Genomic DNA, 26,409 nt, shown 5'->3' with positions numbered 1-26,409 from the left:
CCCCATCTGCCGCATCAGTCCCACCCGCCCCACCCGCCTCCGTACGTCTCTGGGGAGACCCCCGATGAGCAGCACCCCCGCCCCCCGGCCCCTCTCCGTCGCCGAGCTCGATCTCGACGCGCCCGACGGGCACGTCCTCGGCTTCAGGCCCGCGCCCGGCGCGCCGGCCGTCGTGCCCGGTGACGTCTACGCGCTCGTACGGCTCCGGGGCCGGCCCGCCGCCACCGTCGTCGGGACCGTCCCCGACGGCGAGGACCCCGCCGAGGTGCTCGCCGCCCTCGCCAGGCGACGGCTCGCCGAGGCCGAGGGGCCCGGGACCGACGCCGAACGCCTCGCCGCCGCCCGGCCCGCCGCCCTCGAAGCGCCCACGCCGCCGCGTACCTCCGTCGTCGTCGCGACCCGTGAGCGCCCCGAGTCCCTCGCCCGCGCCCTCGACTCGCTGCTCGCCCAGGACCACCCGGACTTCGAGCTGATCGTCGTCGACAACGCGCCCCGCACCACCGGCACCCACGAGCTCGTCACCCGGAAGTACGCCGACGACGCCGACGACGCCGACCGCGCCGTCCGTGTCCGGTACGTGCGCGAGGACACGCCCGGTCTCGCCACCGCCCACAACACCGGCCTCGCCGCCGCCGAGGGGGCCGTCGTCGCCTTCACCGACGACGACGTGATCGCCGACCCGCACTGGCTGACCGCCCTCACCGCGCCCTTCGCCGCCGATCCCGGCCTCGGCTGTGTCACCGGTCTGATCCTGCCCGCCCGCCTCGGCACCCCCGCCCAGATCCTCCTCGAATCCCACGGCGGCTTCGCCAAGGGCTTCGCGCCCCGGCTCTACGACCCGGCGCGTCCGCCCGCCGACGAGCCCCTCTTCCCCTTCACCGCCGGCAGCTTCGGCTCCGGCGCCAACATGGCCTTCCGCGCCGACGCCCTCCGCCGGGCCGGCGGCTTCGACCCGGCCACCGGCACCGGGACCGCCGCCCGCGGCGGCGACGACCTGTACGCCTTCGTCGCCGTCCTCGCCGCCGGCTTCCGCCTCCGCTACACCTCCGAGGCCCTCGTCTGGCACCACCACCGCGACACCTGGCAGGACCTGCGGAACCAGGCGTACGGCTACGGCGCCGGGCTCACCGCGTACCTCACCGCCACCCTGGTCCGCAGCCCCCGCCTGCTGCCCGCCCTGCTCGCCCGGCTGCCGCGCGGCCTCGCGTACGCCCGGACCATGACCGCCCAGCGGGGGGAGACCCCCGACGGCGGCGTGCCCGGCGAGCACGGCACCCAGCACCACCCCTGGCCCGCCTCCCTCTCCCGGCTGGAGCGGCGCGGCATGCTCTACGGCCCGATCGGCTACGCCAAGGCCCGCGCACAGACCCGTACGCGGGCCCGCGCCACGGCTCCGGCGCGGGCCCGCTCGCAGGCGCCGCGCGGTGGTTCGGCGGTGGCCCGATGACCGGTACCGCCGCGCGCTCCCGCATACCCGTCCTCCTCTACCACGCCGTGATGGAGGACCCCCCGGACTGGATCGCCGAATTCACCGTCTCGCCCAAGGACTTCGCCGCCCAGCTCGACGCGATCGTCGCCAGCGGCCGTACCGCCGTCACCGTCGGCACCCTCGCCGCGCACTTCGCCACCGGCGCCCCGCTGCCGCCCCGGCCCGTCGTCCTCACCTTCGACGACGGCTTCGCCGATCTGGTGGGGCCGACCGCCGAGGCCCTCGCCGCCCGCGGCCTGCCGTCCACCGCGTACCTCACCACCGGGGCCATCACCCGCGGCCGGCCCTGTCTGCTGCCGCCCGCGCCGATGATGACCCTGGCCCAGGCGCCGCGCCTCGAGCAGTACGGGATGGAGGTCGGCGCGCACACCGCCACCCACCCGCAGCTCGACACCCTGGCGCCGGCCGCGCTCCGCCGGGAACTGCGCGAGTCCAAGGCGGTCCTGGAGGACGTCCTCGGGCATGAGGTCCGCCATCTCGCCTACCCGCACGGCTACAACAGCCCGGCCGTACGGCGGGCCGCCGCGGCCGCCGGGTACACCTCGGCCGTCGCCGTCCGGCACGCGCTCAGCTCCGGGACCGACGAGATCTACCGCATCGCCCGGCTGATCCTGCGCCGCGGGCACACCGTCGCGGACATCGAGCGGTGGATGGAGGGGCGCGGCGCGAAGACCGCTCCGTACCCCGACTCGCTGCCCACGGTCGGCTGGCGGATGTACCGCAGGGCCCGCGCCCTGGTGAAGGGGCCCGAGTTCGCCGGTTGAGTGCCGGTGTGTCCCGAGATCGACAACTCCGGCGACCGGCCCGGCAGTTGAAAGCCCGAACAAAACCGAAGTACCTTCCTGTACTTCGTCGAAAAGGACAGTTCGTGGGGGGAGAGGCCGTGCAGCGTCAGGGGCCCGCACCGGTGACCGGGAGCGGTGCGCCACCGCGGCCCTCCGCCACGGACCGCGAGGCGGAGGACCGCGAGGCGGGTGGCCGCGGGGCGGAGGACCGCGAGGCGAGGGAGCGGACGGCGGCTGACCCGGCGCCAGGGGCGCGGGAGGCGACGGAGCGGGCGTCCGGGGAGCGCGCGTCCGGGGAGCGGGCCGCCGCCCCCCGGGCCCGGCTCGCCGCCGTCCTCCGGTCCCCCGACGCCCTCAACCTCGTCCCCCTCCTCGTCGCCGGCGCCCTCTGGCTCTGGGCACTGCCCGGCATCGACTTCCGGAGCATGGACGAGTTCGGTCTCCTCGACCGCTTCCCGCTCACCTTCTACGCCGCCCTCGCCGTCCTCACCTGCGGTTTCGTCATCACCCTGCGCCGCGCCGGCACCGCGCCGCTCTGGCCGGCGACCTACTGCGCGGCGATGCTCGTCGCCCTCAAGGCGCCGCCCGCGATCCTCTACGACACCGTCCGCTACGCCTGGGCGTCCAAGCACGACGCGATCATCAGCAGGCTCCTCGCCCAGGGCACCGTCCACCCCGGGACCGAGCTCTCCGGCGGCATGTCCGCCTACGACCAGTGGCCCGGCTTCTTCTCGCTGGACGCCGCCCTCGTCCGGGCCTTCGGCGTGGACGCCGCCGCCTCGTTCATCAACTGGGCGCCCGTCGCGCTCGGTCTGCTGACCGTCCCCGTCCTGATCCTCGTCTACCGCACGTTCAGCGACGACTGGCGCCTCGTGTGGACCGGTGTGTGGATCTTCCAGCTCGCGAACTGGGTGGGCCAGGACTACCTCTCCCCGCAGGGCTTCTCGTACCTGCTGTACCTCACCGTCTTCGCCGTCGTCGTCCGGCACTTCGTGCTGCCCGGCTCGGCGGGAACGCTCCGCGACCGCGCCACGCTCGACCCGGCCGCCGCGGCCGTGCCGCCGCCCACGACCACCCGGCAGCGGGCCGTCGCCGTCCTCTTCCTCGTCCCGATCATCGCCACCATCAACGCCTCGCACCAGCTCACCCCCGTGATGCTGTGCGCGAGCCTGTTCGCCCTCTGCCTCACCCGGCGCTACCGCAACCTGGGGCTCCTCGCCGTCACCGGCCTGATCATGCTGGCCTGGAACCTGACGATGGGCCGGGAGCTGTTCCTCGACACCCTCGGCACCCTGCGCGAGAAGGCCGGCGACCTGCTCGGCAACTCGCGCCCCGGCTTCGCGGGCGACCCCACCGGGCCGGGCCCCGAACTCGTCGGCAGCGCCAACATCCTGATGGTGCTCGCGCTCGGCGGTCTCGCCGCCGCCGCCGTGCTCCTGCGCCGCAGGCTGGTCCGCAGCGCGCTGCCGCTGCTGCTCGTCGCCGCCGCGCCCCTCCCGATGTTCGCCGTGAACGACTACGGCGGCGAGATGATTTTCCGGGTCTACCTCTTCGGCCTTCCCGGCGCCGCCTTCTTCGCGGCCGCCGCGCTCGTCCCCGCCGCCGGGGCCGCGAGCCGCGCCGCGACGATCGCCCGCCGCACGGCCACCGTCGCGCTGCCCCTCACCCTCGTCGCCATGCTCGCCGGCTTCCTGCCCTCGTACTACGGCAAGGAGGGCATGCACTACGCGCCGCCCGGCGAGACCGCGCTCACCCGCCGCGCCTTCGACCGGGCGCCCGAGGGGGCGCTGATCCTCGCCGCGACCGGCGCGTTCGCCGACTCGTACTACCGCTACGACCAGTACGAGCGCTGGTTCTTCACCGAGCAGGAGGTCGACGAGAACCTCCGCATGCTGAAGGACCCGGCCGGCTATCTCGCCGGCGGCATCCCCGCGGGCCGCCCGGCCTATGTGATCCTCACCCCCACCCAGGGCGAGGCCGTCATCGGCGAGGGCTACCTCCCGGAGGGCGGTTTCGACCGCCTCGGCGCGGCGCTCAAGGCCTCGCCGCTGTTCGCGGTCGTGGAGGAGAGCCGGTACGGGCTCGTCCTGCGCTACCGGCCCACCACCACCGGCTGAGCACGACCGCCCACCACCGGCCGCACACCCCGCCGACGACCCGTCCGCCGGCCCACCCGTACGAGGAGCAGGTACGCCATGGCCCACCCACGCCTGACCCCGCGCGCCCAGCGCAGAGCCGCGCTCGCGGCCTCCGGATGGGTCGCCCTCGCGGCGACCGCCCTCCCCGGCGGCTCCCCGGCGCGCTGGATCCCCGTCCTCGCCTTCGTCGTCCTCGCGCCCGGCCTGGCCCTGCTGCTCCCGCAGCCGCTCGGACTGCGCCCCGGCGCCCGTCTCGAGGCGCTGGCGCTGGCCGCGCCGGTCAGCCTGTCCGTGGCCACCCTCGTCGCGACCACCCTGTTCCTGGCGAAGGCCTTCTCGCTGACCGTCTTCCTCGTCGTCCTCGCCGTCTTCGTGAGCGTCGTCGCCACCCTGCCCGGAGTCCCGCTGCCCGCCGCCACGCGCGGGGCCGTCGAGCGCGACGGCGCCCGGCCCGCCGGGACCGGCACCTTCCGGTTCCGTGTCCCGCAGTTCCGCAAACGAGGGGCCGGTGGGGGCGGATGACCCGGCGGCACGGCCGGGGCGGCCCCTGGACCCGGCTCGCGATCGCGCTCGCCGCCGTCGGCGCGCTGACCGCCGGCATAGGGGTCTGGTCGACCTTCGCCGAGGGCGACGACCGCTGCACCCCCGACACCGCCCTCGTCGCCCCGTGCGGGGCCTGGTGGGGCGCGTACATCCCGTACGACGAGGACAGCTCGCTCACCCGGCCCGTGTACGCCTTCGAGAAGAAGATCGGCCGCAAGCTCGACCTCGTGTACACGTACCACGACATGTCGGGGAGCACGGCGGACGGCGAGCTGATCACCGCCGACGAGCGCGAACTCGGCCGCGAGCGACTCCTCATGCTGGCCTGGGAGTCCACCGTGTGGACGGAGAAGCACCACGCCGGCTGGACCGAGCGGCAGCTCGGCTGGAAGAACATCGCCTCGGGGCGGTACGACACCTCCGTCATCGATCCGCAGGCACGGCGGATCAAGGAGTACGGCAAGCGGGTCTTCTTCTCCTTCGACCAGGAGGCGGACTTCCGCATCCCCGAGGGCGCCGGGACCCCCGAGGAGTACGTCGCCGCCTACCGCCACCTCCACGACCGCTTCCGGAAGCTGGGCGTCACCAACGTGGTGTGGGTGTGGACCGTCTCCGGCTGGCTCGGCAACGCCCCGCAGATGAAGGCGCTCTACCCGGGCGACGACTACGTCGACTGGATCGGCATGGACCAGTACAACTACTACCTGTGCCACAAGTCGCCGGACTGGCTCGACTTCGACAGGAGCCAGCGCCCGAGCTACGACTGGCTCCGGAAGAACATCTCCGGCGACAAGCCGATCATGCTCTCCGAGTTCTCCACCGCCCCCGACCCGAAGCGGCCCGAGCGGCAGCGCGACTGGTACACCGCGATCCCGGAGGTGGCGCCGACCCTGCCGGCGGCGCGGGCGTACGTGCACTGGAACCGGGCCGTTCCCGGTCCCGGCTGCGACCTGACCGTCGACGCGGGGCCCGGCCTGGAGGGGTACCGGATCGCCGGACGTGACCCGTACTTCCGGCAGGACGTACCGGACCGCTGACCCGCCGAGAGGGGCCTCAGGGCCTTCCTCGGCCCGACGTCAGACCGCGGAAGGCGCACACCGCCATCGTCCCGCCGGCCAGGCCCAGGAAGAGCGGCAGCGGAGCGGTGGCGAAGGCCTGCTGACCCGCCCAGCCCGCCCAGACCAGCACCCACACCACCCCGGCGGTGACCCGCGCGCCCACCCCGACCACCCGCAGCAGCACGGCCGCGAGCAGCAGACACAGCGCCTGGAGCGCGATGGGCGCCACGGCCCGCTCCACCCCTTCGCCCAGGAGCGCGGCGCCGGGACCGGCCGCCTCGGCCGGCCGCAGGCCGAGGAGCGGCGGCGCGGTGTGCAGGGCGAGGAAGGTGGCGAGCAGCACCGTCCCGGCGAACACGGGCCGGAACACCCGGAGTCCCACGGCGGCGCCCTGGAGGGCGACGAGCAGCAGCCCGGCGAGGAGGGTGACCGGCGGCAGCGCGGCGAGCAGACCCGTCCCGGAGAGCCGGGCCACCTCCAGCTCGCCGGAGTGGGCGAGCGGGAACCAGAAGAGCCCGGCCGCCAGGCCGAGCAGCAGCCACAGCCAGGTCACCCACCGGTCCGCCCCGTCCGCCCCGTCCGTCGTCCCCGGTACGGGTGCGGCCGTGGCGGGCGAGGGCGCCGTCCGGCCCGAGGCTCCGTCGCCCGGCTGCGGCGGTACGAACACGGGGATGCCGAACGCGGGGGTCATCGAGTCGTGGGCGCCCCGCAGATAGGCGCTCTCCCGCGCCCAGCCGGTGCCGTATCCGTCCTCCGCGCGCGGCTTCGCACGCGTGGCCTCGCGGGGCGGCTCCACCGGCGCGCGCCCCTTGAGCGCGGCCCGCAGACCCGGCGCCGACACCGCCGCCATCAGCGTCATCGAGGCGAGGACGGCGAATCCGGCGCCGGAGATCCCGACGGGCCCGAGGAGCAGGGCCGCGCTGCCGAGGACCAGGACGCACATCGCGCCCTGGAGGACGGCGAGCCTGCCCGTACGTCCCTGGACGCGCAGGACGCCGATGTACAGCTCCACCGCGACCCGGGGGAGCGCGGCGGCGGCGAGCAGCCGGAGCACGGTCGTACCGTGCTCGGCGTAGTCCGGGCCGAACGGTGCCAGGATCACCGGCGCGAGCACGACGAGGACGAGGACGACGGGGACGAGCAGCAGCGCCATGCGGCGCAGCGCGCCCCTGACGCCCTCGGCGAGGGACTCGGGGCTGTGGGAGGCGTGCGCGGTGAGCGAGGAGGCCATGTTGATGGCCATGAACTCCATCGTGCCGCCGACGGTGTAGGCCGTGTAGAAGAAGGCGTTGTGTGCGGCGTCGAAGCGGACGGCGACCATCACCGGCAGCAGATTGATCATGGCGAGGCTGAAGAGCGCGCCGACGGAGTCGCCGGCCATGAACCGGCCGATCTCGCGCAGGCTCGGCGGTTCGCGGTCCCGGTCGGCGCGGGCCTGCCGGGGGATGAGCCGCCGGAACACGAGCCAGGCGAGCGGGATCACCGAGAGGGCGATCGCCGCCGACCAGGAGACGAAGACGCCGAGCACGGGCAGGGCGGTGGCGAGCAGCACGAGCAGGACGAGCTTGCCGAGTGAGAAGACCGCGTTGCCGACGGGGACCCAGACCGCCCGTCTGAGGCCGGTGAGGACGCCGTCCTGGAGGGTGAGCAGCGCCCAGCCGACGCAGGAGGCGGTGAAGAAGATCCCGGCGGACAGGGTGCCGAGCGGGGCGTACGAGGGTCCCCACCAGTCGATCGTGAGCAGGAAGACGCCGCAGGCGACGGCGACGACCACGGTGCTGACCAGGTACATCCGCAGGACGAGCGGCCCGGTGGCGCGGCCGGCCCGGGGCACGTAACGGACGACCGCGCCGATCATGGTGGTGGCGGTGAGGGAGGCGAGCATCCGCTGCGCGGCGATGGCGGCGGAGCCCTGGCCGACGGCCTCCTCCGAGTAGTAGCGGGCGGCGATCAGCCAGAAGCCGAGCCCGAGGGCCGCCGAGACGCCGGTGGAGAGCATCAGGGCGTAGGCGTTGCGGAACATGGAGTTGTCGGTGGAGCCGGCGCTCTGGCTGTTCTCCGCCGGCGGCTCGGCCGGCGCGGGTCCACAGCTCGCCGTGTCGGCCGCGTCGTCCCGGTCGGACCCCCGCAGCCGTACCGTCTCCGTCACCGCGACCCGCCGGGGACCATCGACCGCCGCGCCGGGCGGATCCCGGCGTCGCGCAGGACCGCGAGGGCCTCGGCCGCGCGGCGGGGGTCCACCGGCAGGGCGTGCCGGGCGAACCAGGCGGCCGGTTCCGGCGCGGGCGAGGGGTCCGTGAAGGCCTCGCCCGCGTAGCTGTCGAGCGGCGGGTCGTAGAGGTAGCCGGTGGTGATCCGGCGCCGGGCGAGGGCGGCGACGGCCGCGTCCCGGTCGTCGACGAGCAGCGGCACCCGGTAGAGCGGCTGCGGCGGCGCGCCGGCCGGGGACTTCTCCGGCACGTCGCCGGGGAACGCCTCCGCAGCGCCGTACTCGCCGGCCAGGAGCAGGGCGGTGCCCGCCCGGTGGGCGTCGAGGACGTCGTCGAGCCGGGCGAACCTGCGGGTGGTGCGGCGGAGCCGGCCGGCTCCGGGCCGCAGCCGGTAGTCGTGCATGTCGACCCGGACCCAGGAGTGGAAGGGTTCGAGCGCGGGCGCCGCCGTCAGGGCCCGGGTCAGCTCCTCGGCGCGGAGCGGCATCCGGATCTCCTCCCGTTCCTCCAGGCCGAGCCGCCGGACGGCCGCCCGCGCGGCGCCGACCAGGCGCAGTCCGCGCAGGGTGGACTCGGCGTACGGCCGTACGAGGTGGGCGAGTTCGGCGGTGGGACGGGTCGGGTGCAGCAACGCCTCGCGGGCGGCGGCGAGTTCCTCGCGCAGCGCCGGGTCGGCGAGGGTCAGGAAGCCGCCGGTCTTGGCGCCGGTGTGCTTGGAGAGGCTGAAGACGGACGCCTCGCCGTATGTGCCGACCGGGCGGCCGCCGACGGCGGAGCCGATCGCGTGGGCCGCGTCCTCGATCAGCGGGATGCCGAGCCGGTCGCAGTGGCCCCGCAGCTCGGGAGCCGGGTCGGGGTTCCCGTACAGATTGGTGGTCAGGACGGCGGAGAGGTCCCGCCAGACGGACTCGGGCACGGCGGCCGTGTCGATCGAGCCGTCCCGGGGGTCGAGCGGTGCCTGGACGGGGCGGAGCCCGGCGGCCAGGACGACGAAGAAGATGACGTCGTCGTTGACCGGTGACATCAGCACCTTGCCGCCGGGCCGGCACCAGTGCCGCAGCGCGAGATAGAGCCCGAAGCGGCACGACGGCACGTAGAGGCACTCCCTGCCCCCGAGCCGGCCGCGCATGCGTTCTTCCAGTTCCGCGTACGCAGAAAACATGTGATTCCCCCCTGAACCCCCGGGCTCAATGTGGCCCATTCCGGACGCCGCGTCAACAAGGCCCTCCGGGCGCGCGGTTGATCGTGCGAGCTGCCGCCGGAGTGGCTCGGGACGTGGCGTGCGGAAGGGCCCGTCACGGGTCGAAAGACCGTGAACGGGCCCTTTCCGCAGCCATTTTGGCGGCTCGGGGAAGCCGGTGGAGGTCATTCCTCCAGAGTGAGCCCCCGGCGCAGTGTGGCGAGGGTGCGGGAGAGCAGTCGGGACACGTGCATCTGCGAGATGCCGAGCTCGGTGCCGATCTCCGACTGGGTCATGCCGGAGACGAAGCGGAGGGAGAGGATGTACCGCTCGCGGGCGGGCAGCGAGGCGATCATCGGCTTCAGGGAGGCGACGTACTCGATCCCGGTGAGGCCGTGGTCCTCGTAGCCGAGCCGGTCGGCCAGCGTGGCCTCGCCGCCGGGGCCCTCCTCCTCGTCGGGCTGCGCGTCGAGCGAGCTCGCGGTGTACGCGTTGCTCGCGGCCATGCCCTCGACGACCTCCTCCGGCGCGATGCCGAGCTCCTCGGCGAGTTCGGCGACGGTCGGGGCGCGGTCGAGTCGCTGGGCGAGCGCGTCGCCCGCCTTGGCGAGGTCGAGCCGCAGCTCCTGGAGTCTGCGGGGCACGTGCACGGACCATGACGTGTCGCGGAAGAAGCGCTTGATCTCGCCGATGATCGTGGGCATCGCGAAGGTGGGGAACTCCACGCCGCGGGTGAGCTCGAAGCGGTCGATCGCCTTGATGAGGCCGATGGTGCCGACCTGGACGATGTCCTCCATCGGCTCGCTGCGGGTGCCGAAGCGGGCGGCGGCGAACTTGACCAGGGCCAGGTTCAGTTCGACGAGGGTGTTGCGGACGTACGCGTGGTCGTGCGTGCCCTCTTCGAGCTCGGCGAGCCGGGCGAAGAGCTGCTTCGACAGGGCGCGCGCGTCGACCGGTCCGATGCCGTCGAGCGGCCGGTCGAGGGGAAGTTCGAGCGCCCGGTCGTGCGGGAGCCCGGGAAAGGTCTCGTGGGGGAGCCCGGCAGGGTGGCCGAGCGGGTGGTCGTGGGGGAGTTCTGCCGACGGCGCGTCGGGGGTGCGCGGGGCGTCGAGCCGGGGTGACATGGGTCTCCTTCGTGGGTTCTTGCTGCGGTTTGCGGCGCCTCCGAGGCCGGTCGTGCCGGGTGTTACCTACTAGCCCTACCTGCTCGACGGTGAAGGTCGCAAGTATCGATAATCCGCTTTGTCCCGTTATGTGGTGGACCTCGTGTGCATCGGAGGGCGTCTCGCTTGTAGGGTTCGAGGACGTCAGTCGGCATCCGCGAGAGCGAGAAGAGGCATGGCCATGGACCGCGAGAACATCGGCAGCGCACCGCCCGCGCGGTTGCGGGTCGAGGTCCGGACCATGGACGGGAGCGAACTCCTCGCTCCGGTGGGTGAGCTCGATCACCACACCGCCGAACTGCTGCGTTCCCCGCTGGACCAGGCTCTGGACGCCGGCCGTGCGCGGCTCGTCGTCGACTGCTCGGGCCTGGAGTTCTGCGACTCGACCGGGCTCAACGTGCTCCTCGGTGCCCGGCTGAGGGCGGAAGCCGCCGGTGGCGGCGTCCATCTCGTGGGGATGCGGCCCGCGGTGGCCCGGGTGTTCCACATCACGGGCGCGGAGGCCGTCTTCACCGTGCACGAGACACTCGCCACAGCCCTGCCCGGCTGAGCCGTCCGGCCGGGCCCGCCCCCACGACCCGGCCACGCACCGCCCGTACGTCCCGCCCTCTGTCCCGTCGATCGGTGAGGTGAAGCGCTGATGGACCAAGCTTCCGACGTCCGTACGCTCGCCCTCGGCGAGACCAGTGGCACTGTGCCGCTCGCCCGTGACTTCACGCGGTCCGCGCTCCAGGAGTGGGGCTGGCTGCCGGCCGCCACCGCCGACCGCAGGGCCGCCGCCGAGGACGTCCTGCTCGTCGTCTCCGAGCTCGTCACCAACGCCTGCCTGCACGCCGAGGGCCCCGAGCGCCTCCGTGTCCTGCGGCTGCCCAAGGCCCTGCGCCTCGAAGTCACCGACCGGGGCGCCGGAAGTCCCGCGCCCCGCACCCCGCACCGGTCCGGGCGCCCGGGCGGCCACGGCATGTTCATCGTGCAGCGGCTCTGCCTCGACTGGGGCATCGAGCGCACCCCCGGCGCCCCCGGAAAGACGGTCTGGGCCGAACTCTCGGCACCCGCCTAGGGGGTGTCCTGTCGGTCAGGCCGGATCAGGGAGCGGCGTCAGGCGTCGCGAGCCCAGCCCGACCGACAAGACATCCCCTAGGACTTTCACCGTCTCTCTTCTTCCCTCCGTAAGGCCCCGGGCGTACCTTGACGGCCAATCTGAAAGACCGTCAGTTCCATTGCGGTGAGGGGTGCTCGGGGTGTCCAAGGAGCCGAACCGGAGGAGAACGACCGCCGCGCTCACGGCGGCGGTCGCGGTGGCGGGCGTGGCCGTGCTCGCCGGCGCGCCGACCGCCCAGGCGGCCGTCGTCGACGTCAACTACGCCTGTGAGACGAAGATCGGGCCCAAGGGCGCCGTCTCGCCCGTCGACATCAAGGCCGTCAAGAGCGGCGGCGCGTACACGATCACGATGTCGTTCGAGAAGGGCGTCTCCGACAGCCCGGTCGAGCTGCCCAAGGGCGTCATGACGCCGCGCGCCGACCTCGTCCTCGGCGGCGCGGACTCCGGCACCGTCAAGGTCAAGGGAACGCCGAACACGGCCGCCATCCCGCCCGACACCCCGATCAGGATCGGCACGCTCACGGGCACGTACACCCCGAAGAAGAACGGCAAGGTCACCTTCACCGCCGGGACCCTGACCGTGCACGCGCTCGGCATGGACGCGGCCGTCTGCACCCCGAAGAACAACCCCGAACCCTCCCTCGAACTGGAGGTGACGGGGCTCTCCGGCGGCACCGACACACCGCCGCCCGCCGACGAGGGCGACGACGAGGAGAACACGGGCGCCGAACTGCCGAAGACCGGCCCGCTCGACTCCGCCGTGGCCCTCGGAACCCTCGGCGGCACCGTCCTCCTCACCGGCGCGGCCGGAGTCCTCTGGCTCACGCGGCGCACGGCTCGCTGATGCGGACGGCGGCCCGCACCGGGCTCGTGGCCGTCGCGACCGCCCTCGTCGGCGCGGTCGCGGCGGCGCCTTCGGGCGCCCGGGCCGCGGGCCCCGCCGACGTCCGGGCCGTGGTGTCCGCCGATGCCGGGGCGGCGGCCCCCGTCGGCGTCCCGGCCGCGGCCCCCGCCTCCTGGACGGCCGCGCCCGCCGCCGGCCGGCCGTACGCCTATCTGGAGGGTCCCGCCGGCAGCGTCCTCCAGGACACCCTGTCGCTGACCAACCCGGGCGCCCGGCCGCTCACGGTCCGGCTCAGCGGGCAGGGCGCACCGGTGTCCTTCGCCGCCCCGACGGTGACCGTGCCCGCCAGGACCCGGGCGGACGTGCCCTTCGCCGTGACCGTCACCGCGGACACCCCGCCCGGCGAACACCGGGGGACGGTACGGGCCTCGGCGGCCGGCCGGGAAGTACGCGTCGACCTGCGGCTGCGGGTCAGCGGCCCGCGGATCGCCGCGCTCACCGTCGAGGACGTCCACGTCGACACCACGACCGGCGTCCTCCGGTACACCCTGGTCAACCGGGGCACCACCGTCCTCGCCCCGCACCTCGCGGTGCGCGCCGACGGCGTCCTCGGCACCGTCCTCGACCGGCCGGGCCGACCCCTGCCGCTCACCCTGAAGCCCGGTCAGCGGGCCACCCGTACCGAAGCCTGGCCCGACCCGCCGGCCCTCGACGCCGTCACCGTCCGGCTGACCGCGACCGCCGAGGGCGCGGCCCCGGCCACCGCCCGCGCCCAGGCCTCCTTCGCCTCGGGCCCGGCGCTCGCCGGGGCGGCCGGACTGCTGCTGCTCGCTGCGGGCGGCGGCGGATTCGCGGTACGGCGGCGCGGCAGGTCCCGTACCCAGCGAGCCTCGGCGGGAGTGACCACATGAGGTGGATACGTACAGCGGCGGCGCTCCTGACCGTGCTCGCCCTCGGTCTCGTCCCGGCCGCCCCCGCCGCCGCGGCCCCCGGTCCCGCCGTCGAGCTCTCCCAGGCGGAGGGCGGCAAGGGCGGCGAGGTCACCGTCAGCGGCAGCGGCTGGAAACCGGGCGCGCTGCTCATGCTGCTGATCTGCGGCCAGGCCGCGCCCGGCAAGGGCGTCATCGGCGGCACCAACTCCTGCGCCAACACCGAGGGCCGGGCCGCCACCGTCGACGCCCGGGGCGGCTTCAGCGCGAAGCTCCCGGTCGCCGAACCGCCCAAGCCCTGCCCGTGCGTGGTGCACGTCGCCGGCGTGACCGGCCGGCAGGACGCCGTCGACCGGGAGTTCACCGTCGCCGGACATCCCGTCGCGCCGCTCCCCGAGGCCTCGGGCGACGGCCGGCTCGCCGTCCTCGCCGCCGTACGCCTCGACGGCTCCAGCGGCCTTCTCACCTGGTTCGGGGCGCCCCCGAGCCGTGAGGTCGTCTTCACCGTCGGCAACCTCGGCTCCGCCCCCGTGAAGGACCCGGTCTTCCAGGTCGGCTCCAGCCACGGCGTGTTCGCGCCGCAGTACGAGGAACGGCAGTGGCGCGGCACGATCGCCCCCGGCGAGAAGGCCCTCGTCCGGCTCCCCGTCGAACTGACGGCGGGCGCGCACGGCGACTACCAGGTCTCCGTGCGGTACGCGGGCAAGGTCCTGGTCGAGCAGCCGTGGGGGGTCGGCAGGCCCTGGGGCGTGACGCTCTTCTGGCTGCTGCTCGCCGTGGTCGTCCCGGCGGCGCTGTTCCGGATCGGGATGGCCGTGGTGGACCGCGTCCGCCCGGCGACGAGCCCCGCCCGGCCCCGGACCCGCGCGCGGCCCCGGACCGCACCCCTGGCCCGGCTCCGTACACGTGCCCCCGGCCCCGCGCGCGACTCCGCGCTCCGGGGCCCGGGGGACGACGAACCGACCGCGGTCCTGCCGTGGTTCAGTCCTGACTCCGCACCGTCAGCCCCAGAGAGCAGCCCGACGACGAAGGGACATGCGTGAGTACGCAACGGAGGATGAGCGCGGCCGGAGTCGCGCTGATGCTCGGCGGCGCGGGGATCATGATTTCCGCCGGCCCCGCCCAGGCCGCCGAGGTCTCGTACCGGACGGAGTGCATCCCGCCGTCCATCTCCGGGCTTCCGCCCGTGCAAGGCACGACGAAGGTGCTGATCACGGCACCGGCGGAGGCCAAGGTCGGCGACGAGGTCGAGATCGTCTGGAAGACGGTCCAGGCCGCGTCGAAGAACCCCGACGTGCTCGACCTCGGCGCGGACACGGTCAAGCCGACCGGCGTCCTCACCGTGGGCGGCGCGGGGACCGGCACCGTGGCGATGGAGGGGCCCCGGAAGAACCCGCCGATTCCCAAGAACAGCCCCATGGTGCTGCCCGAGATGAAGGGGAAGCTGAAGCTGACGAAGGCGGGCGAGATCACCCTCACCCCCGACAAGTACACGATCAACGTGTCCAAGCCGCTGTCGACGGACACGAAGTGCGCCCCGAAGGAGACCGTGCCGGTCGCCGCCACGATCAAGGTCACGGCCGGTGGCGGCGGTACGACGACGGGCGGCACGAACGGCGGGTCCACGACGACCACCGGCGGTACGACGACGTCGGGCGGCACCGCGAGCGGCAGCGCCACGGGCGGCTCGACCACGACGAGCGGCGGCTCGACCACCACCGGCGGCTCCTCGACCTCGTCCTCCGGCGGCTCCGGCGGATCCTCCGGCTCGGGCTCGACCTCGTCCACCGGCGGATCCTCCAGCGGCGGCGCGAGCGGCGGGGGCGGCGGTGAGACGTCCTTCCCCGGCAAGGAGGTCGCCGTCACGTTCGGCTGCCAGGCCCCCGGCCCGGACCCGATCAACGGCAAGGTGACGATCGACGCCAAGAAGAACGGCGGTGTGTACGACCTCACGGTCAGGACGGCCAAGGGCGTGATGAACAGCCCCGCCGCCCTCCCCGCGGGCGCACTGAAGGGCTCCATGGCGGTCAGGATCGGCGGGGCCGACAGCGGCACGGTGAACGTCTCGGGACCCCCGAACCCCACCGCGCTGAAGCTGGGCGACCCGGTGAACCTGCCGGACATGAAGGGCACGTACAAGCCCGGAGCGACCGGCACGTCCACGCTCAGCCCCGGCACGCTGACCATCAAGGTCACCCTCGGCAGCTCGACGATGGACATCCCGTGCCAGGTGAAGGGCGCCGTGAAGGCCTCCCTCGAACTGGACACGAGCAAGCAGGCGGGCGGCGCGGCGGGCGGCTCCGGCGACGACTCCGGCTCCGGCAGCGGGTCGGGCTCCGGTTCCGGCAGCGGTTCCGGCGGCTCCGACGGCGGGAACCTCGCCGAGACCGGCGCCGAGGACGACGGCGCCCTGCGCGCCCTCGCCCTCGTCGCCGGCACGGTGATCCTGCTCGGCGGCGCGGTGTTCACCTTCACCCCGTGGGCGCGCCTCAGGCGCTGACGCGGGCCGGAAACGGCGGAGGGCCGCCGCACCGGATCGGTGCGGCGGCCCTCACGGCCGTACGGGGGAGGGTCAGTGGACGCTGCCCATGAGCGCCTGGACCTTCTTGCGGTACATGTAGATCGCGAAGCCCGCGGCGACGGCGAGCGCCGCCTGCATGGCGATGATCCCTGTCCCGTTCAGGTCCACGCCCGCGATGGAGAGCAGACCCGTGGTGCAGTCTCCGGCGGTGACGGCGAGGAACCAGACACCCATCATCTGGGAGGCGTACTTCTTCGGCGCCATCTTCGTGGTGACGGAGAGGCCGACGGGGGAGAGGCACAGCTCACCGATGGTCTGGATCATGTAGATCGTGACCAGCCACATCGGGGAGACCTTGGTGCCGTCGCCCGCCATGTTCATCGGGACGATGAAGACGAAGAACGAGGCGCCGACGAGGACCAGACCCATCGCGAACTTCACGATGGTGTTCGGCTCCTGGTTCTTCCGGGCCAGCCACAGCCACAGCCAGGCGAAGACCGGGGCGAGCGCCATCACGAACAGCGGGTTCAGCGACTGGTACCAGGTGGCGGGGAAGCCGAGGCCGAAGATCGTGTCGGCGGTCTTGTCGTCCGCGAACAGGGACAGCGTCGAGCCGCCCTGGTCGTAGATCATCCAGAAGATGGCGGCGGCGACGAAGAACCAGATGTAGCCGGTCACCCGCGACTTCTCGCTCGAGTCGAGGTCCTTGTCGCGCTTGATGCGGGCCAGGACGGCGACCGGGATGATCAGGCCGGCGAGGGTGATCGGGACCATCGCCCAGTTCAGGGTGTACATGCCCATCGCGACGACGGCGCCGTAGAAGGCGGCGATCACGACGGCGCCGACGGCGACCTTGGTGATGACGGCCTTGCGCTCCGCGGCGGACAGCGGGTTCGGGACCTCGCTGCTCTTCGGGTTCAGCGTCTTGCCGAAGATCAGGAAGACGGCGAGGCCGAGGCCCATGCCGACGGCGGCGAGGGCGAAGCCGAGGTGCCAGTTGACCTTCTCGCCGACGGTGCCGATGACCAGCGGGGCGAAGAACGCGCCGAGGTTGATGCCGACGTAGAAGAGCGTGAAGCCACCGTCACGGCGCGGGTCGTCCGCGCCCTTGTAGAGGTGGCCGACCATCGTCGAGATGTTGGCCTTCAGGAGGCCGGAGCCGACCGCGACGAGCGCGAGACCGACGAAGAACATCGCCTGGCCGGGGATGGCCAGCGAGACATGGCCGAGCATGATCACGGAGGCCGCGATCGCGACGGTCTTGCGGGCGCCCCAGACGCGGTCGCCGAACCAGCCGCCGGGCATGGCCATCAGGTAGACCATCGAGACGTAGACGGAGTAGATCGCCGTCGCCGTCGCCGCGGTCATCGCGAGGCCGCCGCCCTGGCTGCCCGTAGCGGCGTCCACGCCGCCGGAGACCAGGTACAGAACGAGAAGGGCCCTCATGCCGTAGTAGGAGAAACGCTCCCACATCTCGGTCATGAAGAGAGTGGCCAGACCACGGGGGTGGCCGAGGAAGGTCTTCTCGTAGCCGAGGGGTTCGGCCGAGTCCTTCGTCAGGCTGGACGCCATGTCGATCCTTGCTCTGTCGGGACGCGCGCCTTGTGAGCGTGGTGCGCCCGGTGGGGGAGGCCGGCACCGGCGGAGTCGGAGTGGACTCCACCGGGATCCACGCCCCGGGAGATGCGTCTTCGCGTCCCGGGACCCGGCCCACAGGTCATTCACCGTCCTCAAGGTTCGGCTGAGCCGACCTCACGCAGAAAGAGGACCTTGGCGCGCGAAGCTGGCCAAAGGTCCCCGATTACCGCTACAGACGTCGAGCCACCATACGACACGACAGTGCCGGATATGGAAGGACTTGAGAGATGGATCACAGGTGAGGGTGCAACCGCGCAGGGTCATTCGAAGGTCATGTGCAAGATACCCACAAGATCCCCAGGGTTCCCTCGCTCACTGTGGATCATGCCCCGGCCCCCCACCCGTGCGGACTACCATCACCCCATGACCCGTGTACTGCTCGCCGAGGACGACGCATCCATCTCGGAGCCGCTGGCCCGCGCCCTGCGGAGAGAGGGGTACGAGGTCGAGGTCCGCGAGGACGGCCCGACCGCCCTCGACGCCGGCCTCCAGGGCGGCGTGGACCTGGTCGTCCTCGACCTGGGCCTGCCCGGCATGGACGGCCTGGAGGTCGCCAGGCGACTGCGCGCCGAGGGCCACACGGTCCCGATCCTGGTGCTCACCGCCCGCGCCGACGAGGTCGACACGGTCGTCGGGCTCGACGCGGGCGCCGACGACTACGTCACCAAGCCGTTCCGGCTCGCCGAGCTCCTCGCCCGCGTCCGGGCGCTGCTCCGGCGCGGCTCGACCGAGCCCGTCGCCGCCCCCTCGACCCACGGCGTACGGATCGACGTCGAGTCGCACCGGGCCTGGATGGGCGACGAGGAGCTCCAGCTCACGGCCAAGGAGTTCGACCTGCTGCGGGTCCTGGTCCGCGACGCGGGCCGGGTCGTCACCCGCGACCAGCTCATGCGCGAGGTCTGGGACACCACCTGGTGGTCCTCCACGAAGACCCTGGACATGCACATCTCCTGGCTCCGCAAGAAGCTGGGCGACGACGCGGCGAACCCCCGCTACATCGCCACGGTCCGAGGCGTCGGCTTCCGTTTCGAGAAGAGCTAGCCCGGGCCCGTAAGGTCGGGAGCGTCTCCCGTTCCCGCCCGGAGGGCAGCCGTGCGTCGCCGCCTCATCAACTCCACCCTCGCCGTCGTCCTCGTCGTCATCGCCGTCTTCGGCGTCTCGCTCGTCATCGTCGAGACCCGCACCATCTCCAGCAGCGCCCAGGAGAGCGTGGACCTGGAGGCGCTCCGCATCGTCTCCATCGTCGACAGCCGGCTCATCGGCGGCGAGCCGGTGAACCCGGACATCCTGTCCGAGCAGAGCGGCGCCAAGCGGTACGCCCAGATCCACATCCCCGGCCGCGACACGATCGAGATCGGCACCCGCCCGGAGGGCGACGTCACCCGCGGCCTGGCCGAGGGCGAGCGCGGCGAGACCGTGGTCGTCGAGGAGTCCCGTTCGGCGGTCACCGCCGAGGTCGGCCGCACCCTCATGATCATCGGCGCGGTCGCGCTGCTCGCCGTCATCGCCGCCGTCCTCCTCGCCGTACGGCAGGCCAACAAGCTGACGTCCCCGCTCACCGACCTCGCGGAGACCGCCGAGCGCCTCGGCTCCGGCGACCCGCGCCCCCGGCACAAGCGGTACGGGGTGCCCGAGCTGGACCGGGTCGCGGACGTCCTGGACGCCTCCGCCGAGCGCATCGCCCGGATGCTCACCGCCGAGCGCCGGCTGGCCGCGGACGCCTCGCACCAGCTCCGTACGCCCCTCACTGCCCTCTCCATGCGTCTGGAGGAGGTCGCGCTCGCCGACGACCTGGACACGGTCAAGGAGGAGGCGACGATCGCGCTCACCCAGGTCGAGCGGCTCACCGACGTCGTCGAGCGGCTGCTCACGAACTCCAGGGACCCGCGTACCGGCTCCGCCGTCGCCTTCGACCTCGACGAGGTCATCAAGCAGCAGATCGAGGAGTGGCGGCCCGCCTACCGCAGCGCGGGGCGGGCCATCGTCCACTCGGGCAAACAGGGCATGCGGGCCGTCGGCACCCCGGGCGCGGTCGCCCAGGTCCTCGCGGCCCTGATCGAGAACTCGCTCATGCACGGCGGCGGCACGGTCGCCCTGCGGACCCGTGTCACCGGCAACCAGTCGGTGATCGAGGTCACCGACGAGGGCCCGGGCGTTCCGGCGGACCTCGGTGCACGGATCTTCGAGCGGGCCGTCAGCGGCCGCAGCTCCACGGGCATCGGCCTGGCTGTCGCCCGGGACCTCGCGGAGGCGGACGGCGGCCGTCTGGAGCTCCTCCAGCAGCAGCCGCCGGTCTTCGCGCTGTTCCTGAGCCGGGAGGTCCGCAGCGTCTCGGACGGGCAGCGGGAGCGCCCCGTTCGCTGACGCGAGCGCTCCGCTCGCCCACGGCAGGAAGAAACCCCTGGTCGGAAGAGCTGACCAGGGGTTTCGACGTTCTGTGGCTCAGACGCGGTCGGGCTGCCGCCTGGCCGCCTGCCGCGGCGCCTGTTCCAGGAAGGATTCGGCGGTCTGCACCGCCTCCTTCGCCGGCAGCGCGCGGAACACCCAGGTGCGGTACGACCAGAAGCGGAACAGCGTCCCGATCCCGATGCCGAAGAACTTGAAGAAGTTGCTCGCGAGCGGGCCGTCCCAGCCGAAGCCGTACGTCGCCGCGTAGAGCACACCGTTCTCGATGACCATGCCGACGACGCTGAACAGCAGGAACAGCGACATCTCCTTGGTGCGTCCGGACTTGTCCCGGTCGCGATACGTGAAGTAGCGGAACCCCACGTAGTTGAAGACGATCGCGACCACGGTGGCGATCAGGCTGGCCCGGACCATCGGGATGTCCGTCGCACCCCGGACGATGTTGAAGACGCCGAGGTTCACCAGGACGCCGAGACCGCCCACCACCCCGAATTTGGCGACCTCCCGGGCGAGCCGGTCGAGTCGCGTGCGCAGCGCGCCGGGTTCACTCATGGTGATGGCTCTGTCCCGTCCGTCCGGATGACGTCCGGGTGACGTCAACCCAACCATGCTAACCAGCGCTCCTGTCACCCGCCCGTGTACCTCGGAAACCGCTGGCGAACCGGCCCGCCACCAGCGTCGTTCTTGTGCCAAACCACAGCCGGACGCGTGTTCCCGGATGGTGCGGATACCCTAAGAGGGTGACGTTCCCGGTAGTCGGCATGGTCGGTGGCGGTCAGCTCGCCCGAATGACCCACGAGGCGGGCATCCCCCTCGGCATCAAGTTCAAGCTCCTCAGCGACACCCCGCAGGACTCTGCGGCGCAGGTGGTGAGCGAGGTCGTCATCGGCGACTATCGCGACCTGGCTACGCTGCGTGACTTCGCGCGCGGATGTGACGTGATCACCTTCGATCACGAGCACGTCCCCACGGAGCACCTGCGGGCCCTGGAAGCGGACGGCATCCCCGTCCGCCCCGGGCCCGACGCGCTGGTGCACGCCCAGGACAAGGGGGTGATGCGCGCGAAGCTCGACGCGATCGGCGCACCCGGCCCCCGGCACCGCATCGTGGCGGACCCCGAGGACGCGGCGGCCTTCGCCGCCGAGGTCGGGGGCTTCCCGATCATCCTCAAGACGGTCCGCGGCGGCTACGACGGCAAGGGCGTCTGGTTCGTCCGGAAGCCCGAGGACGCCCGCGATCCCTTCCTGGCGGGTGTCCCGGTCCTCGCCGAGGAGAAGGTCGACTTCGCGCGCGAGCTCGCCGCGAACATCGTCCGCTCTCCGCACGGCCAGGCCGTCGCCTACCCGGTCGTCGAGTCCCGGCAGGTCGACGGCGTCTGCGACACGGTCATCGCACCCGCGCCCGACCTCGACGGCGAGCTCGCCGGCCAGGCCCAGGAGCTGGCCCTGCGCATCGCGAAGGAGCTCGGCGTCGTCGGCCACCTGGCCGTCGAGCTGTTCGAGACCACGGACGGCCGCATCCTCGTCAACGAACTGGCGATGCGCCCGCACAACTCCGGCCACTGGACCCAGGACGGCGCGATCACCTCGCAGTTCGCCAACCACGTCCGGGCGGTCCTCGACCTGCCCCTCGGCGATCCGCGCCCGCGCGCGACGTGGACCGTGATGTGCAATGTCCTGGGCGGCGACTACCCGGACATGTACTCCGCGTACCTGCACTGCATGGCCAGGGACCCGCAGCTCAAGATCCACATGTATGGCAAGGACGTGAAGCCCGGCCGCAAGGTGGGGCACGTCAACACCTACGGCGACGACCTGGACGACGTGCTGGAGCGCGCGCGTCACGCCGCCGGCTATCTGCGAGGAACGATCACCGAGTGAGCAGCACGAGCCCCGCCGCAGCCCCCGCCACCACCTCCACCGCCCCCGTGATCGGCATCGTCATGGGATCCGACTCCGACTGGCCCGTCATGGAGGCCGCGGCGCAGGCCCTCGACGAGTTCGAGATCCCGTACGAGGTCGACGTCGTCTCCGCGCACCGGATGCCGCGCGAGATGATCGCGTACGGCGAGGAGGCCGCGGGCCGCGGCATCAAGGCGATCATCGCGGGCGCGGGCGGCGCCGCCCACCTGCCCGGCATGCTCGCCTCCGTCACCCCGCTGCCGGTCATCGGCGTGCCGGTGCCGCTGAAGTACCTCGACGGCATGGACTCGCTGCTCTCCATCGTGCAGATGCCGGCCGGTGTGCCGGTCGCCACGGTCTCCGTCGGCGGCGCGCGGAACGCGGGCCTGCTCGCGGCCCGCATCCTCGCCGCGCACGACCCCGAACTGCTCGCCCGGATGCGGGAGTTCCAGCAGGAGCTGAACGACCAGGCGACCGAGAAGGGCAAGCGCCTGCGGGCCAAGGTCGAGGGCGCGGAGTCGTTCGGCTTCGCCAAGTGAGCGCCGCGGACCGGGCCTCCGGCGGCGCGGCCGACCGCCTCGCCGAGGCCCGTGAGCTGCTCGCCGCCCACCCCGTCGTGGACGGCCACAACGACCTGCCGTGGGCGCTGCGCGAGCACGTCCGGTACGACCTGGACCGGATGGACATCGGCGCGGACCAGACCGGCGCCCTGCACACCGACCTCAAGCGGCTGCGGGCCGGCGGCGTCGGCGCCCAGTTCTGGTCGGTGTACGTGCCCTGCCGGCTGGCAGGCGACGACGCGGTCAGCGCGACCCTGGAGCAGATCGACATCGTCGACCAGCTCCTGGAGCGGTACGCGGGCGACCTCGCCCCGGCACTGACGGCCGACGCCATGGAGGCGGCCCGCGAGCAGGGCCGTATCGCCTCCCTCAAGGGCGCCGAGGGCGGCCACTCGATCAACAACTCCCTCGCCACTCTGCGCGCCCTGCACACCCTCGGCGTGCGCTACATGACGCTCACCCACAACGACAACAACGACTGGGCGGACTCGGCGACCGACGCGCCCGGCGTCGGCGGGCTCTCCGCCTTCGGCCGTGCGGTCGTCCGCGAGATGAACCGCTCGGGCATGCTCGTCGACCTGTCGCACGTCGCCGCGACGACCATGCGGGACGCGCTCGACGCCTCGGTGGCGCCGGTGATCTTCTCGCACTCCTCGGCCCTGGCCGTCTGCGACCACCCGAGGAACATCCCGGACGACGTCCTGGAGCGGCTGCCCGCCAACGGCGGCGTCGCGATGGCCACGTTCGTGCCCAAGTTCATCCTCCCCGAGGCCGTCGAGTGGACCGCGCGGGCCGACGAGAACCTCCGGGCGCACGGTTTCGACCACCTCGACACCACCGCCGAGGCGATGAAGCTGCACCGCGCCTTCGAGGAGGCGAACCCGCGGCCGATCGCCACCGCCGCCACGGTCGCCGACCACCTCGACCACATGCGCGAGGCCGCCGGCATCGACCACATCGGCATCGGCGGGGACTACGACGGCACGGCCTTCACCCCGGCCGGCCTGGACGACGTCGCCGGCTATCCGAACCTGATCGCGGAGCTGCTGCACCGCGGCTGGTCGCACCCGGACCTGGCGAAGCTGACCTGGTCCAACGCCGTCCGCGTCCTCCGCGACGCGGAAGCGGTCTCGCGCGACCTGCGGAGCCGTACGGCACCGTCGAACGCGACGATCGACTCCCTGGACGCGCCGGGCGCCTGACGGCGCGTGAACGCCCGGCAGCGCAGGCGCCGGGAGCCGGGCTCCCGGCCCGGCCCGCGGTCCCCGCGTTCACCCGGACGGCTCAGCCCACCGAGCCCCCGCGCGGGCCCGGTGGCACGGTGGACGGTGCTGCCCCGCCCAACTCGGCGGGGCGGTACTGCATCGCCGAGTTGGAGTAAGACCATGGCGGAACTGCTGGACGCCCATCCCACCCTCCCCACCCTCCCTGCCGCCGCCGTGGAGCCAGCGCCCCCCGACCCACCCCCGCCCCTCGACGAGACGTCCCGCGCCCGCGCCATCCTGGCGGCCCAGCCCGTCGTCGAGGGACACACCGAACTGCCCCGGGCCCTCGACCCGGAGGACCTCCCGCCCGTCCGCGCGGCGGAGGCCGGAGCCCAGTTCTGGTCGCTGCACGTCGGACCCGGCGAGGACGCGGCCGGCGTCATCGGGACCCTGCGGCGCATCGACGCCATCCGCGCGCTCGTCGCCGCCTGCCCCGAGGACCTGCGCCTCGCCCACACGACCTCCGAGATGACCCACGCCCGCAACTGCGGCCGCGTCGCCGCCCTGCTCGGCCCGGTCAGCTGGACGGCGCTCGGCGCCTCCGCCGCGACCCTGCGGGCGTACCACGCCCTGGGGGTACGGGCCGTCACCCTCACCCGCTTCGACCGCTTCGCCCGCGAGGCGGTACGGGAGATGAACCGCATCGGCCTGGCCGTGGACCTCTCCGGCGCCGACCAGGACACGGTCCGCCGCACCCTCGCGGTCACCCGCGCCCCCGCCCTGCTGACCAGGGCGGCCCCGGAAGGCCTGCCCGACGACGTCCTGGGCCTGCTCGGTGAGAACGGCGCCGTCTGCATGGTCACGGTGACCGACGATCCGGCCGCCGTCGCCGACGTCCTGGACCGGGTGCGTACGGAGGCGGGCGCGCACTGCGTGGGCGTCTCCCACACCACCGCCCCGGCCGTCGGCTACGTCCCGCTCTTCGCGGAGCTCCTCCGGCGGGGCTGGACCGCACAGGAACTGGTCGGCCTCGCGCACGCCAACGTGACGCGGGCGCTCCGCGAGACGGAGTTCCTGGCGCGGACGAACCGCATCAGGCCGGCGGCGGCCTGACCGCGGGAACGGAGGAGGGGGCGCTGACGACAGCGCCCCCTCCTTGCTGCTCCGTGTCCTCAGGCGCGCGGGCGCCCCATCGCCCGGTACGTCCAGCCGGCCGCCCGCCAGCGCGCGGAGTCCAGCGCGTTGCGGCCGTCCAGGATCACCCGCGAGGCGGCGACCTCGGCGAGCTCCGCCGGGTCGAGCTCGCGGAACTCGCGCCACTCCGTCAGGTGCAGCACCACGTCCGCCCCGCGTACCGCTTCGAGGGCGGACTCGGCGTATCCGAGGGTCGGGAAGAGGCGGCGGGCGTTGTCCATGCCCTTGGGGTCGTAGACGGTGACCTGGCCGCCCTGGAGGTGTATCTGACCGGCCACGTTCAGCGCGGGGGAGTCGCGGACGTCGTCCGAGTCAGGCTTGAAGGTGGCGCCGAGGACGGCGACCCGGCGGCCCAGGAAGGTGCTGCCGCCGAGGGCTTCGCGCGCCATCTCGACCATCTGGCCGCGCCGCCGCATGTTGATGGAGTCGATCTCGCGGAGGAAGGTCAGCGCCTGGTCGGCGCCCAGCTCGCCCGCGCGGGCCATGAAGGCCCGGATGTCCTTGGGCAGGCAGCCGCCGCCGAAGCCGATGCCGGCGCGCAGGAACTTGGCGCCGATCCGGTCGTCGTGCCCGATCGCCTCGGCCAGCTTGGCGACGTCGCCGCCGGCCGCCTCGCACACCTCGGCCATCGCGTTGATGAAGGAGATCTTGGTGGCGAGGAAGGAGTTCGCGGAGGTCTTCACCAGCTCGGAGGTGGGGAAGTCGGTCACCACGAAGGGTGAACCGTCGCCGACCGGCCCGGCGTACACCTCACGGAGCAGCTTCTCGGCCCGCTCGCCCTGGACGCCGACGACGATCCGGTCCGGGTGCAGGGTGTCCTGCACGGCGAAGCCCTCGCGCAGGAACTCCGGGTTCCAGGCCAGCTCCACGCCCTCCGGGAGCACGCCCGCGAGCCGCTCGGCCGAGCCGACGGGCACGGTCGACTTGCCGACGACCAGGGCCCCTTCGCGTACGACCTCGGCGAGGGAGGCGAAGGCGGCGTCCACGTAGCTCATGTCGCAGGCGTACTCGCCGTGCTTCTGCGGGGTGTTCACACAGACGAAGTGCACGTCGCCGAAGGCGCCGACCTCCTCCCAGGAGGTGGTGAAGCGCAGCCGGCCGCTCGAACCCTCGATGCCGGCCACGTGCTTCGCGAGGAGTTCCTCCAGGCCCGGCTCGTACATCGGGACCCGGCCGGAGGACAGCAGCTCGATCTTCTCGGGGACGACGTCGATCCCCAGGACCTCGAAGCCCAGTTCCGCCATGGCCGCGGCGTGGGTGGCGCCGAGGTAGCCGGTGCCGATCACGGTGATCTTGAGGGCCATGCGGGTCTCCAGTGAACGTCGGGCGGAATGCCTGCCCGAGCATAGTCGCGCTCTGGTCCGGGGCAGGGGCACGCCCTACCCTTTGAGTTACTTAACGGTAGTTAGCAAGTGTGGGAGTGAGTGAGAGTGTCAGGTTCTTCTGATTTCGACCTGTATCGGCCCTCCGAGGAGCACGACATGCTCCGGGAGTCGGTGCGTGCGCTCGCGGAGGCGAAGATCGTGCCGTTCGCCGCGGCGGT

At 73.0% G+C, this 26,409-nt stretch carries 23 protein-coding genes; 17 read left to right on the top strand and 6 right to left on the bottom strand.

From position 1 onward, the window contains the following. Positions 1-64 precede the first annotated feature (64 nt). The 5 genes from ACIP8Z_RS34385 to ACIP8Z_RS34365 all read left to right on the top strand — a co-directional run bounded on the left by ACIP8Z_RS34385 (position 65) and on the right by ACIP8Z_RS34365 (position 5,992). Complete coding sequence (locus tag ACIP8Z_RS34385; RefSeq protein WP_402090429.1) at positions 65-1,447, top strand: glycosyltransferase; 1,383 nt, start codon at positions 65-67, stop codon at positions 1,445-1,447. Continuing rightward, positions 1,444-2,253 carry a polysaccharide deacetylase family protein gene (locus ACIP8Z_RS34380; RefSeq protein ID WP_402090427.1) on the top strand — a complete coding sequence of 270 codons (810 nt, stop codon included), beginning with the start codon at positions 1,444-1,446 and terminating at the stop codon, positions 2,251-2,253. The genes ACIP8Z_RS34385 and ACIP8Z_RS34380 overlap by 4 nt, the downstream gene beginning before the upstream one ends. A 119-nt stretch (positions 2,254-2,372) precedes the next feature. Then, positions 2,373-4,391 carry a hypothetical protein gene (locus ACIP8Z_RS34375; RefSeq protein ID WP_402090425.1) on the top strand — a complete coding sequence of 673 codons (2,019 nt, stop codon included), beginning with the start codon at positions 2,373-2,375 and terminating at the stop codon, positions 4,389-4,391. A 78-nt stretch (positions 4,392-4,469) separates the two neighbouring features. Then, positions 4,470-4,934, top strand: a complete 465-nt coding sequence (locus tag ACIP8Z_RS34370; RefSeq protein ID WP_402090423.1) for a hypothetical protein — start codon at positions 4,470-4,472, stop codon at positions 4,932-4,934. Then, positions 4,931-5,992 carry a glycosyl hydrolase gene (locus ACIP8Z_RS34365; protein ID WP_402090421.1) on the top strand — a complete coding sequence of 354 codons (1,062 nt, stop codon included), beginning with the start codon at positions 4,931-4,933 and terminating at the stop codon, positions 5,990-5,992. The genes ACIP8Z_RS34370 and ACIP8Z_RS34365 overlap by 4 nt, the downstream gene beginning before the upstream one ends. A gap of 16 nt (positions 5,993-6,008) precedes the next feature. On the opposite strand, the gene ACIP8Z_RS34360 is transcribed toward ACIP8Z_RS34365, so the two are convergent. The 3 genes from ACIP8Z_RS34360 to ACIP8Z_RS34350 form a co-directional block, all read right to left on the bottom strand. Then, positions 6,009-8,162, bottom strand: coding sequence for a lipopolysaccharide biosynthesis protein (locus ACIP8Z_RS34360; protein ID WP_402090419.1), 2,154 nt, complete (start codon positions 8,160-8,162; stop codon positions 6,009-6,011). Beyond that, the gene (locus ACIP8Z_RS34355; protein WP_402090417.1) at positions 8,159-9,385 is read right to left on the bottom strand and encodes a DegT/DnrJ/EryC1/StrS family aminotransferase; all 1,227 of its coding nucleotides are present in this window, start codon (positions 9,383-9,385) and stop codon (positions 8,159-8,161) included. The genes ACIP8Z_RS34360 and ACIP8Z_RS34355 overlap by 4 nt, the downstream gene beginning before the upstream one ends. A 203-nt stretch (positions 9,386-9,588) precedes the next feature. Next, positions 9,589-10,527, bottom strand: a complete 939-nt coding sequence (locus tag ACIP8Z_RS34350; RefSeq protein ID WP_402090415.1) for an RNA polymerase sigma factor SigF — start codon at positions 10,525-10,527, stop codon at positions 9,589-9,591. Between the two features lie 220 nt (positions 10,528-10,747). Between ACIP8Z_RS34350 and ACIP8Z_RS34345 the strand changes: the two genes are divergently transcribed. From ACIP8Z_RS34345 to ACIP8Z_RS34320, 6 genes are all read left to right on the top strand, one after another. Continuing rightward, positions 10,748-11,116, top strand: coding sequence for an STAS domain-containing protein (locus tag ACIP8Z_RS34345; protein WP_402090413.1), 369 nt, complete (start codon positions 10,748-10,750; stop codon positions 11,114-11,116). A gap of 90 nt (positions 11,117-11,206) precedes the next feature. Continuing rightward, a complete protein-coding gene (locus ACIP8Z_RS34340) occupies positions 11,207-11,626 on the top strand; it encodes an ATP-binding protein (protein ID WP_402090411.1) in 420 nt (139 codons plus the stop codon). Positions 11,627-11,807: 181 nt separating this feature from the next. After that, the gene (locus ACIP8Z_RS34335; RefSeq protein WP_402090409.1) at positions 11,808-12,512 is read left to right on the top strand and encodes a peptidase; all 705 of its coding nucleotides are present in this window, start codon (positions 11,808-11,810) and stop codon (positions 12,510-12,512) included. Further along, the gene (locus ACIP8Z_RS34330) at positions 12,512-13,423 is read left to right on the top strand and encodes a hypothetical protein (RefSeq protein WP_402090407.1); all 912 of its coding nucleotides are present in this window, start codon (positions 12,512-12,514) and stop codon (positions 13,421-13,423) included. The genes ACIP8Z_RS34335 and ACIP8Z_RS34330 overlap by 1 nt, the downstream gene beginning before the upstream one ends. After that, on the top strand, positions 13,420-14,484 hold the full coding sequence (locus ACIP8Z_RS34325) for a hypothetical protein (protein WP_402090405.1): 1,065 nt from the start codon (positions 13,420-13,422) through the stop codon (positions 14,482-14,484). Before ACIP8Z_RS34330 ends, ACIP8Z_RS34325 begins: the two co-directional genes overlap by 4 nt. A 14-nt stretch (positions 14,485-14,498) precedes the next feature. Further along, the gene (locus ACIP8Z_RS34320) at positions 14,499-15,941 is read left to right on the top strand and encodes a hypothetical protein (RefSeq protein ID WP_402090403.1); all 1,443 of its coding nucleotides are present in this window, start codon (positions 14,499-14,501) and stop codon (positions 15,939-15,941) included. 72 nt (positions 15,942-16,013) lie between these two features. Here the strand turns inward: ACIP8Z_RS34320 and ACIP8Z_RS34315 are convergent, their stop codons facing one another. Next, the gene (locus ACIP8Z_RS34315; protein WP_402090401.1) at positions 16,014-17,534 is read right to left on the bottom strand and encodes a peptide MFS transporter; all 1,521 of its coding nucleotides are present in this window, start codon (positions 17,532-17,534) and stop codon (positions 16,014-16,016) included. A 429-nt stretch (positions 17,535-17,963) separates the two neighbouring features. Here ACIP8Z_RS34315 and ACIP8Z_RS34310 point away from each other — a divergent pair, with 429 nt between their 5' ends. Both ACIP8Z_RS34310 and ACIP8Z_RS34305 read left to right on the top strand, forming a co-directional pair. Then, the gene (locus tag ACIP8Z_RS34310; RefSeq protein ID WP_376441877.1) at positions 17,964-18,641 is read left to right on the top strand and encodes a response regulator transcription factor; all 678 of its coding nucleotides are present in this window, start codon (positions 17,964-17,966) and stop codon (positions 18,639-18,641) included. A gap of 51 nt (positions 18,642-18,692) precedes the next feature. Then, complete coding sequence (locus tag ACIP8Z_RS34305) at positions 18,693-19,964, top strand: ATP-binding protein (protein WP_402090399.1); 1,272 nt, start codon at positions 18,693-18,695, stop codon at positions 19,962-19,964. 78 nt (positions 19,965-20,042) lie between these two features. On the opposite strand, the gene ACIP8Z_RS34300 is transcribed toward ACIP8Z_RS34305, so the two are convergent. Next, positions 20,043-20,558 carry a GtrA family protein gene (locus tag ACIP8Z_RS34300; RefSeq protein WP_030315173.1) on the bottom strand — a complete coding sequence of 172 codons (516 nt, stop codon included), beginning with the start codon at positions 20,556-20,558 and terminating at the stop codon, positions 20,043-20,045. A gap of 188 nt (positions 20,559-20,746) precedes the next feature. Between ACIP8Z_RS34300 and ACIP8Z_RS34295 the strand changes: the two genes are divergently transcribed. From ACIP8Z_RS34295 to ACIP8Z_RS34280, 4 genes are all read left to right on the top strand, one after another. Next, positions 20,747-21,886 (top strand): 5-(carboxyamino)imidazole ribonucleotide synthase, encoded by a 1,140-nt coding sequence (locus ACIP8Z_RS34295; RefSeq protein ID WP_402090397.1) that lies wholly within the window; start codon positions 20,747-20,749, stop codon positions 21,884-21,886. A 62-nt stretch (positions 21,887-21,948) separates the two neighbouring features. Continuing rightward, positions 21,949-22,446 carry a 5-(carboxyamino)imidazole ribonucleotide mutase gene (gene purE, locus ACIP8Z_RS34290; protein ID WP_383867705.1) on the top strand — a complete coding sequence of 166 codons (498 nt, stop codon included), beginning with the start codon at positions 21,949-21,951 and terminating at the stop codon, positions 22,444-22,446. Next, the gene (locus tag ACIP8Z_RS34285; protein WP_402090395.1) at positions 22,443-23,669 is read left to right on the top strand and encodes a dipeptidase; all 1,227 of its coding nucleotides are present in this window, start codon (positions 22,443-22,445) and stop codon (positions 23,667-23,669) included. The genes purE and ACIP8Z_RS34285 overlap by 4 nt, the downstream gene beginning before the upstream one ends. Before the next feature lie 183 nt (positions 23,670-23,852). Then, positions 23,853-24,785, top strand: a complete 933-nt coding sequence (locus ACIP8Z_RS34280) for a membrane dipeptidase (RefSeq protein ID WP_402090393.1) — start codon at positions 23,853-23,855, stop codon at positions 24,783-24,785. Positions 24,786-24,844: 59 nt separating this feature from the next. On the opposite strand, the gene ACIP8Z_RS34275 is transcribed toward ACIP8Z_RS34280, so the two are convergent. Beyond that, on the bottom strand, positions 24,845-26,170 hold the full coding sequence (locus ACIP8Z_RS34275) for a UDP-glucose dehydrogenase family protein (protein WP_402090391.1): 1,326 nt from the start codon (positions 26,168-26,170) through the stop codon (positions 24,845-24,847). Positions 26,171-26,409: the final 239 nt, after the last annotated feature.

Origin of the sequence: Streptomyces sp. NPDC088553, assembly GCF_044752965.1 — a bacterium.
In the GTDB taxonomy this organism is placed as follows: domain Bacteria; phylum Actinomycetota; class Actinomycetes; order Streptomycetales; family Streptomycetaceae; genus Streptomyces.
This window is presented reverse-complemented; position numbering and strand designations above follow the sequence as displayed.

What these genes read in the sequence shown, in the direction of transcription:
- ACIP8Z_RS34320 (WP_402090403.1), top strand. Translation starts at nt 14,499, where the DNA reads ATGAGCGCGGCCGGAGTCGCGCTGATGCTCGGCGGCGCGGGGATCATG.
- ACIP8Z_RS34330 (WP_402090407.1), top strand. Translation starts at nt 12,512, where the DNA reads ATGCGGACGGCGGCCCGCACCGGGCTCGTGGCCGTCGCGACCGCCCTC.
- ACIP8Z_RS34300 (WP_030315173.1), bottom strand. Translation starts at nt 20,558, where the DNA reads ATGAGTGAACCCGGCGCGCTGCGCACGCGACTCGACCGGCTCGCCCGG.
- ACIP8Z_RS34315 (WP_402090401.1), bottom strand. Translation starts at nt 17,534, where the DNA reads ATGGCGTCCAGCCTGACGAAGGACTCGGCCGAACCCCTCGGCTACGAG.
- ACIP8Z_RS34345 (WP_402090413.1), top strand. Translation starts at nt 10,748, where the DNA reads ATGGACCGCGAGAACATCGGCAGCGCACCGCCCGCGCGGTTGCGGGTC.
- ACIP8Z_RS34380 (WP_402090427.1), top strand. Translation starts at nt 1,444, where the DNA reads ATGACCGGTACCGCCGCGCGCTCCCGCATACCCGTCCTCCTCTACCAC.
- ACIP8Z_RS34340 (WP_402090411.1), top strand. Translation starts at nt 11,207, where the DNA reads ATGGACCAAGCTTCCGACGTCCGTACGCTCGCCCTCGGCGAGACCAGT.
- ACIP8Z_RS34325 (WP_402090405.1), top strand. Translation starts at nt 13,420, where the DNA reads ATGAGGTGGATACGTACAGCGGCGGCGCTCCTGACCGTGCTCGCCCTC.
- ACIP8Z_RS34275 (WP_402090391.1), bottom strand. Translation starts at nt 26,170, where the DNA reads ATGGCCCTCAAGATCACCGTGATCGGCACCGGCTACCTCGGCGCCACC.
- ACIP8Z_RS34370 (WP_402090423.1), top strand. Translation starts at nt 4,470, where the DNA reads ATGGCCCACCCACGCCTGACCCCGCGCGCCCAGCGCAGAGCCGCGCTC.
- ACIP8Z_RS34385 (WP_402090429.1), top strand. Translation starts at nt 65, where the DNA reads ATGAGCAGCACCCCCGCCCCCCGGCCCCTCTCCGTCGCCGAGCTCGAT.
- purE (WP_383867705.1), top strand. Translation starts at nt 21,949, where the DNA reads ATGGGATCCGACTCCGACTGGCCCGTCATGGAGGCCGCGGCGCAGGCC.
- ACIP8Z_RS34365 (WP_402090421.1), top strand. Translation starts at nt 4,931, where the DNA reads ATGACCCGGCGGCACGGCCGGGGCGGCCCCTGGACCCGGCTCGCGATC.
- ACIP8Z_RS34355 (WP_402090417.1), bottom strand. Translation starts at nt 9,385, where the DNA reads ATGTTTTCTGCGTACGCGGAACTGGAAGAACGCATGCGCGGCCGGCTC.
- ACIP8Z_RS34350 (WP_402090415.1), bottom strand. Translation starts at nt 10,527, where the DNA reads ATGTCACCCCGGCTCGACGCCCCGCGCACCCCCGACGCGCCGTCGGCA.
- ACIP8Z_RS34310 (WP_376441877.1), top strand. Translation starts at nt 17,964, where the DNA reads ATGACCCGTGTACTGCTCGCCGAGGACGACGCATCCATCTCGGAGCCG.
- ACIP8Z_RS34280 (WP_402090393.1), top strand. Translation starts at nt 23,853, where the DNA reads ATGGCGGAACTGCTGGACGCCCATCCCACCCTCCCCACCCTCCCTGCC.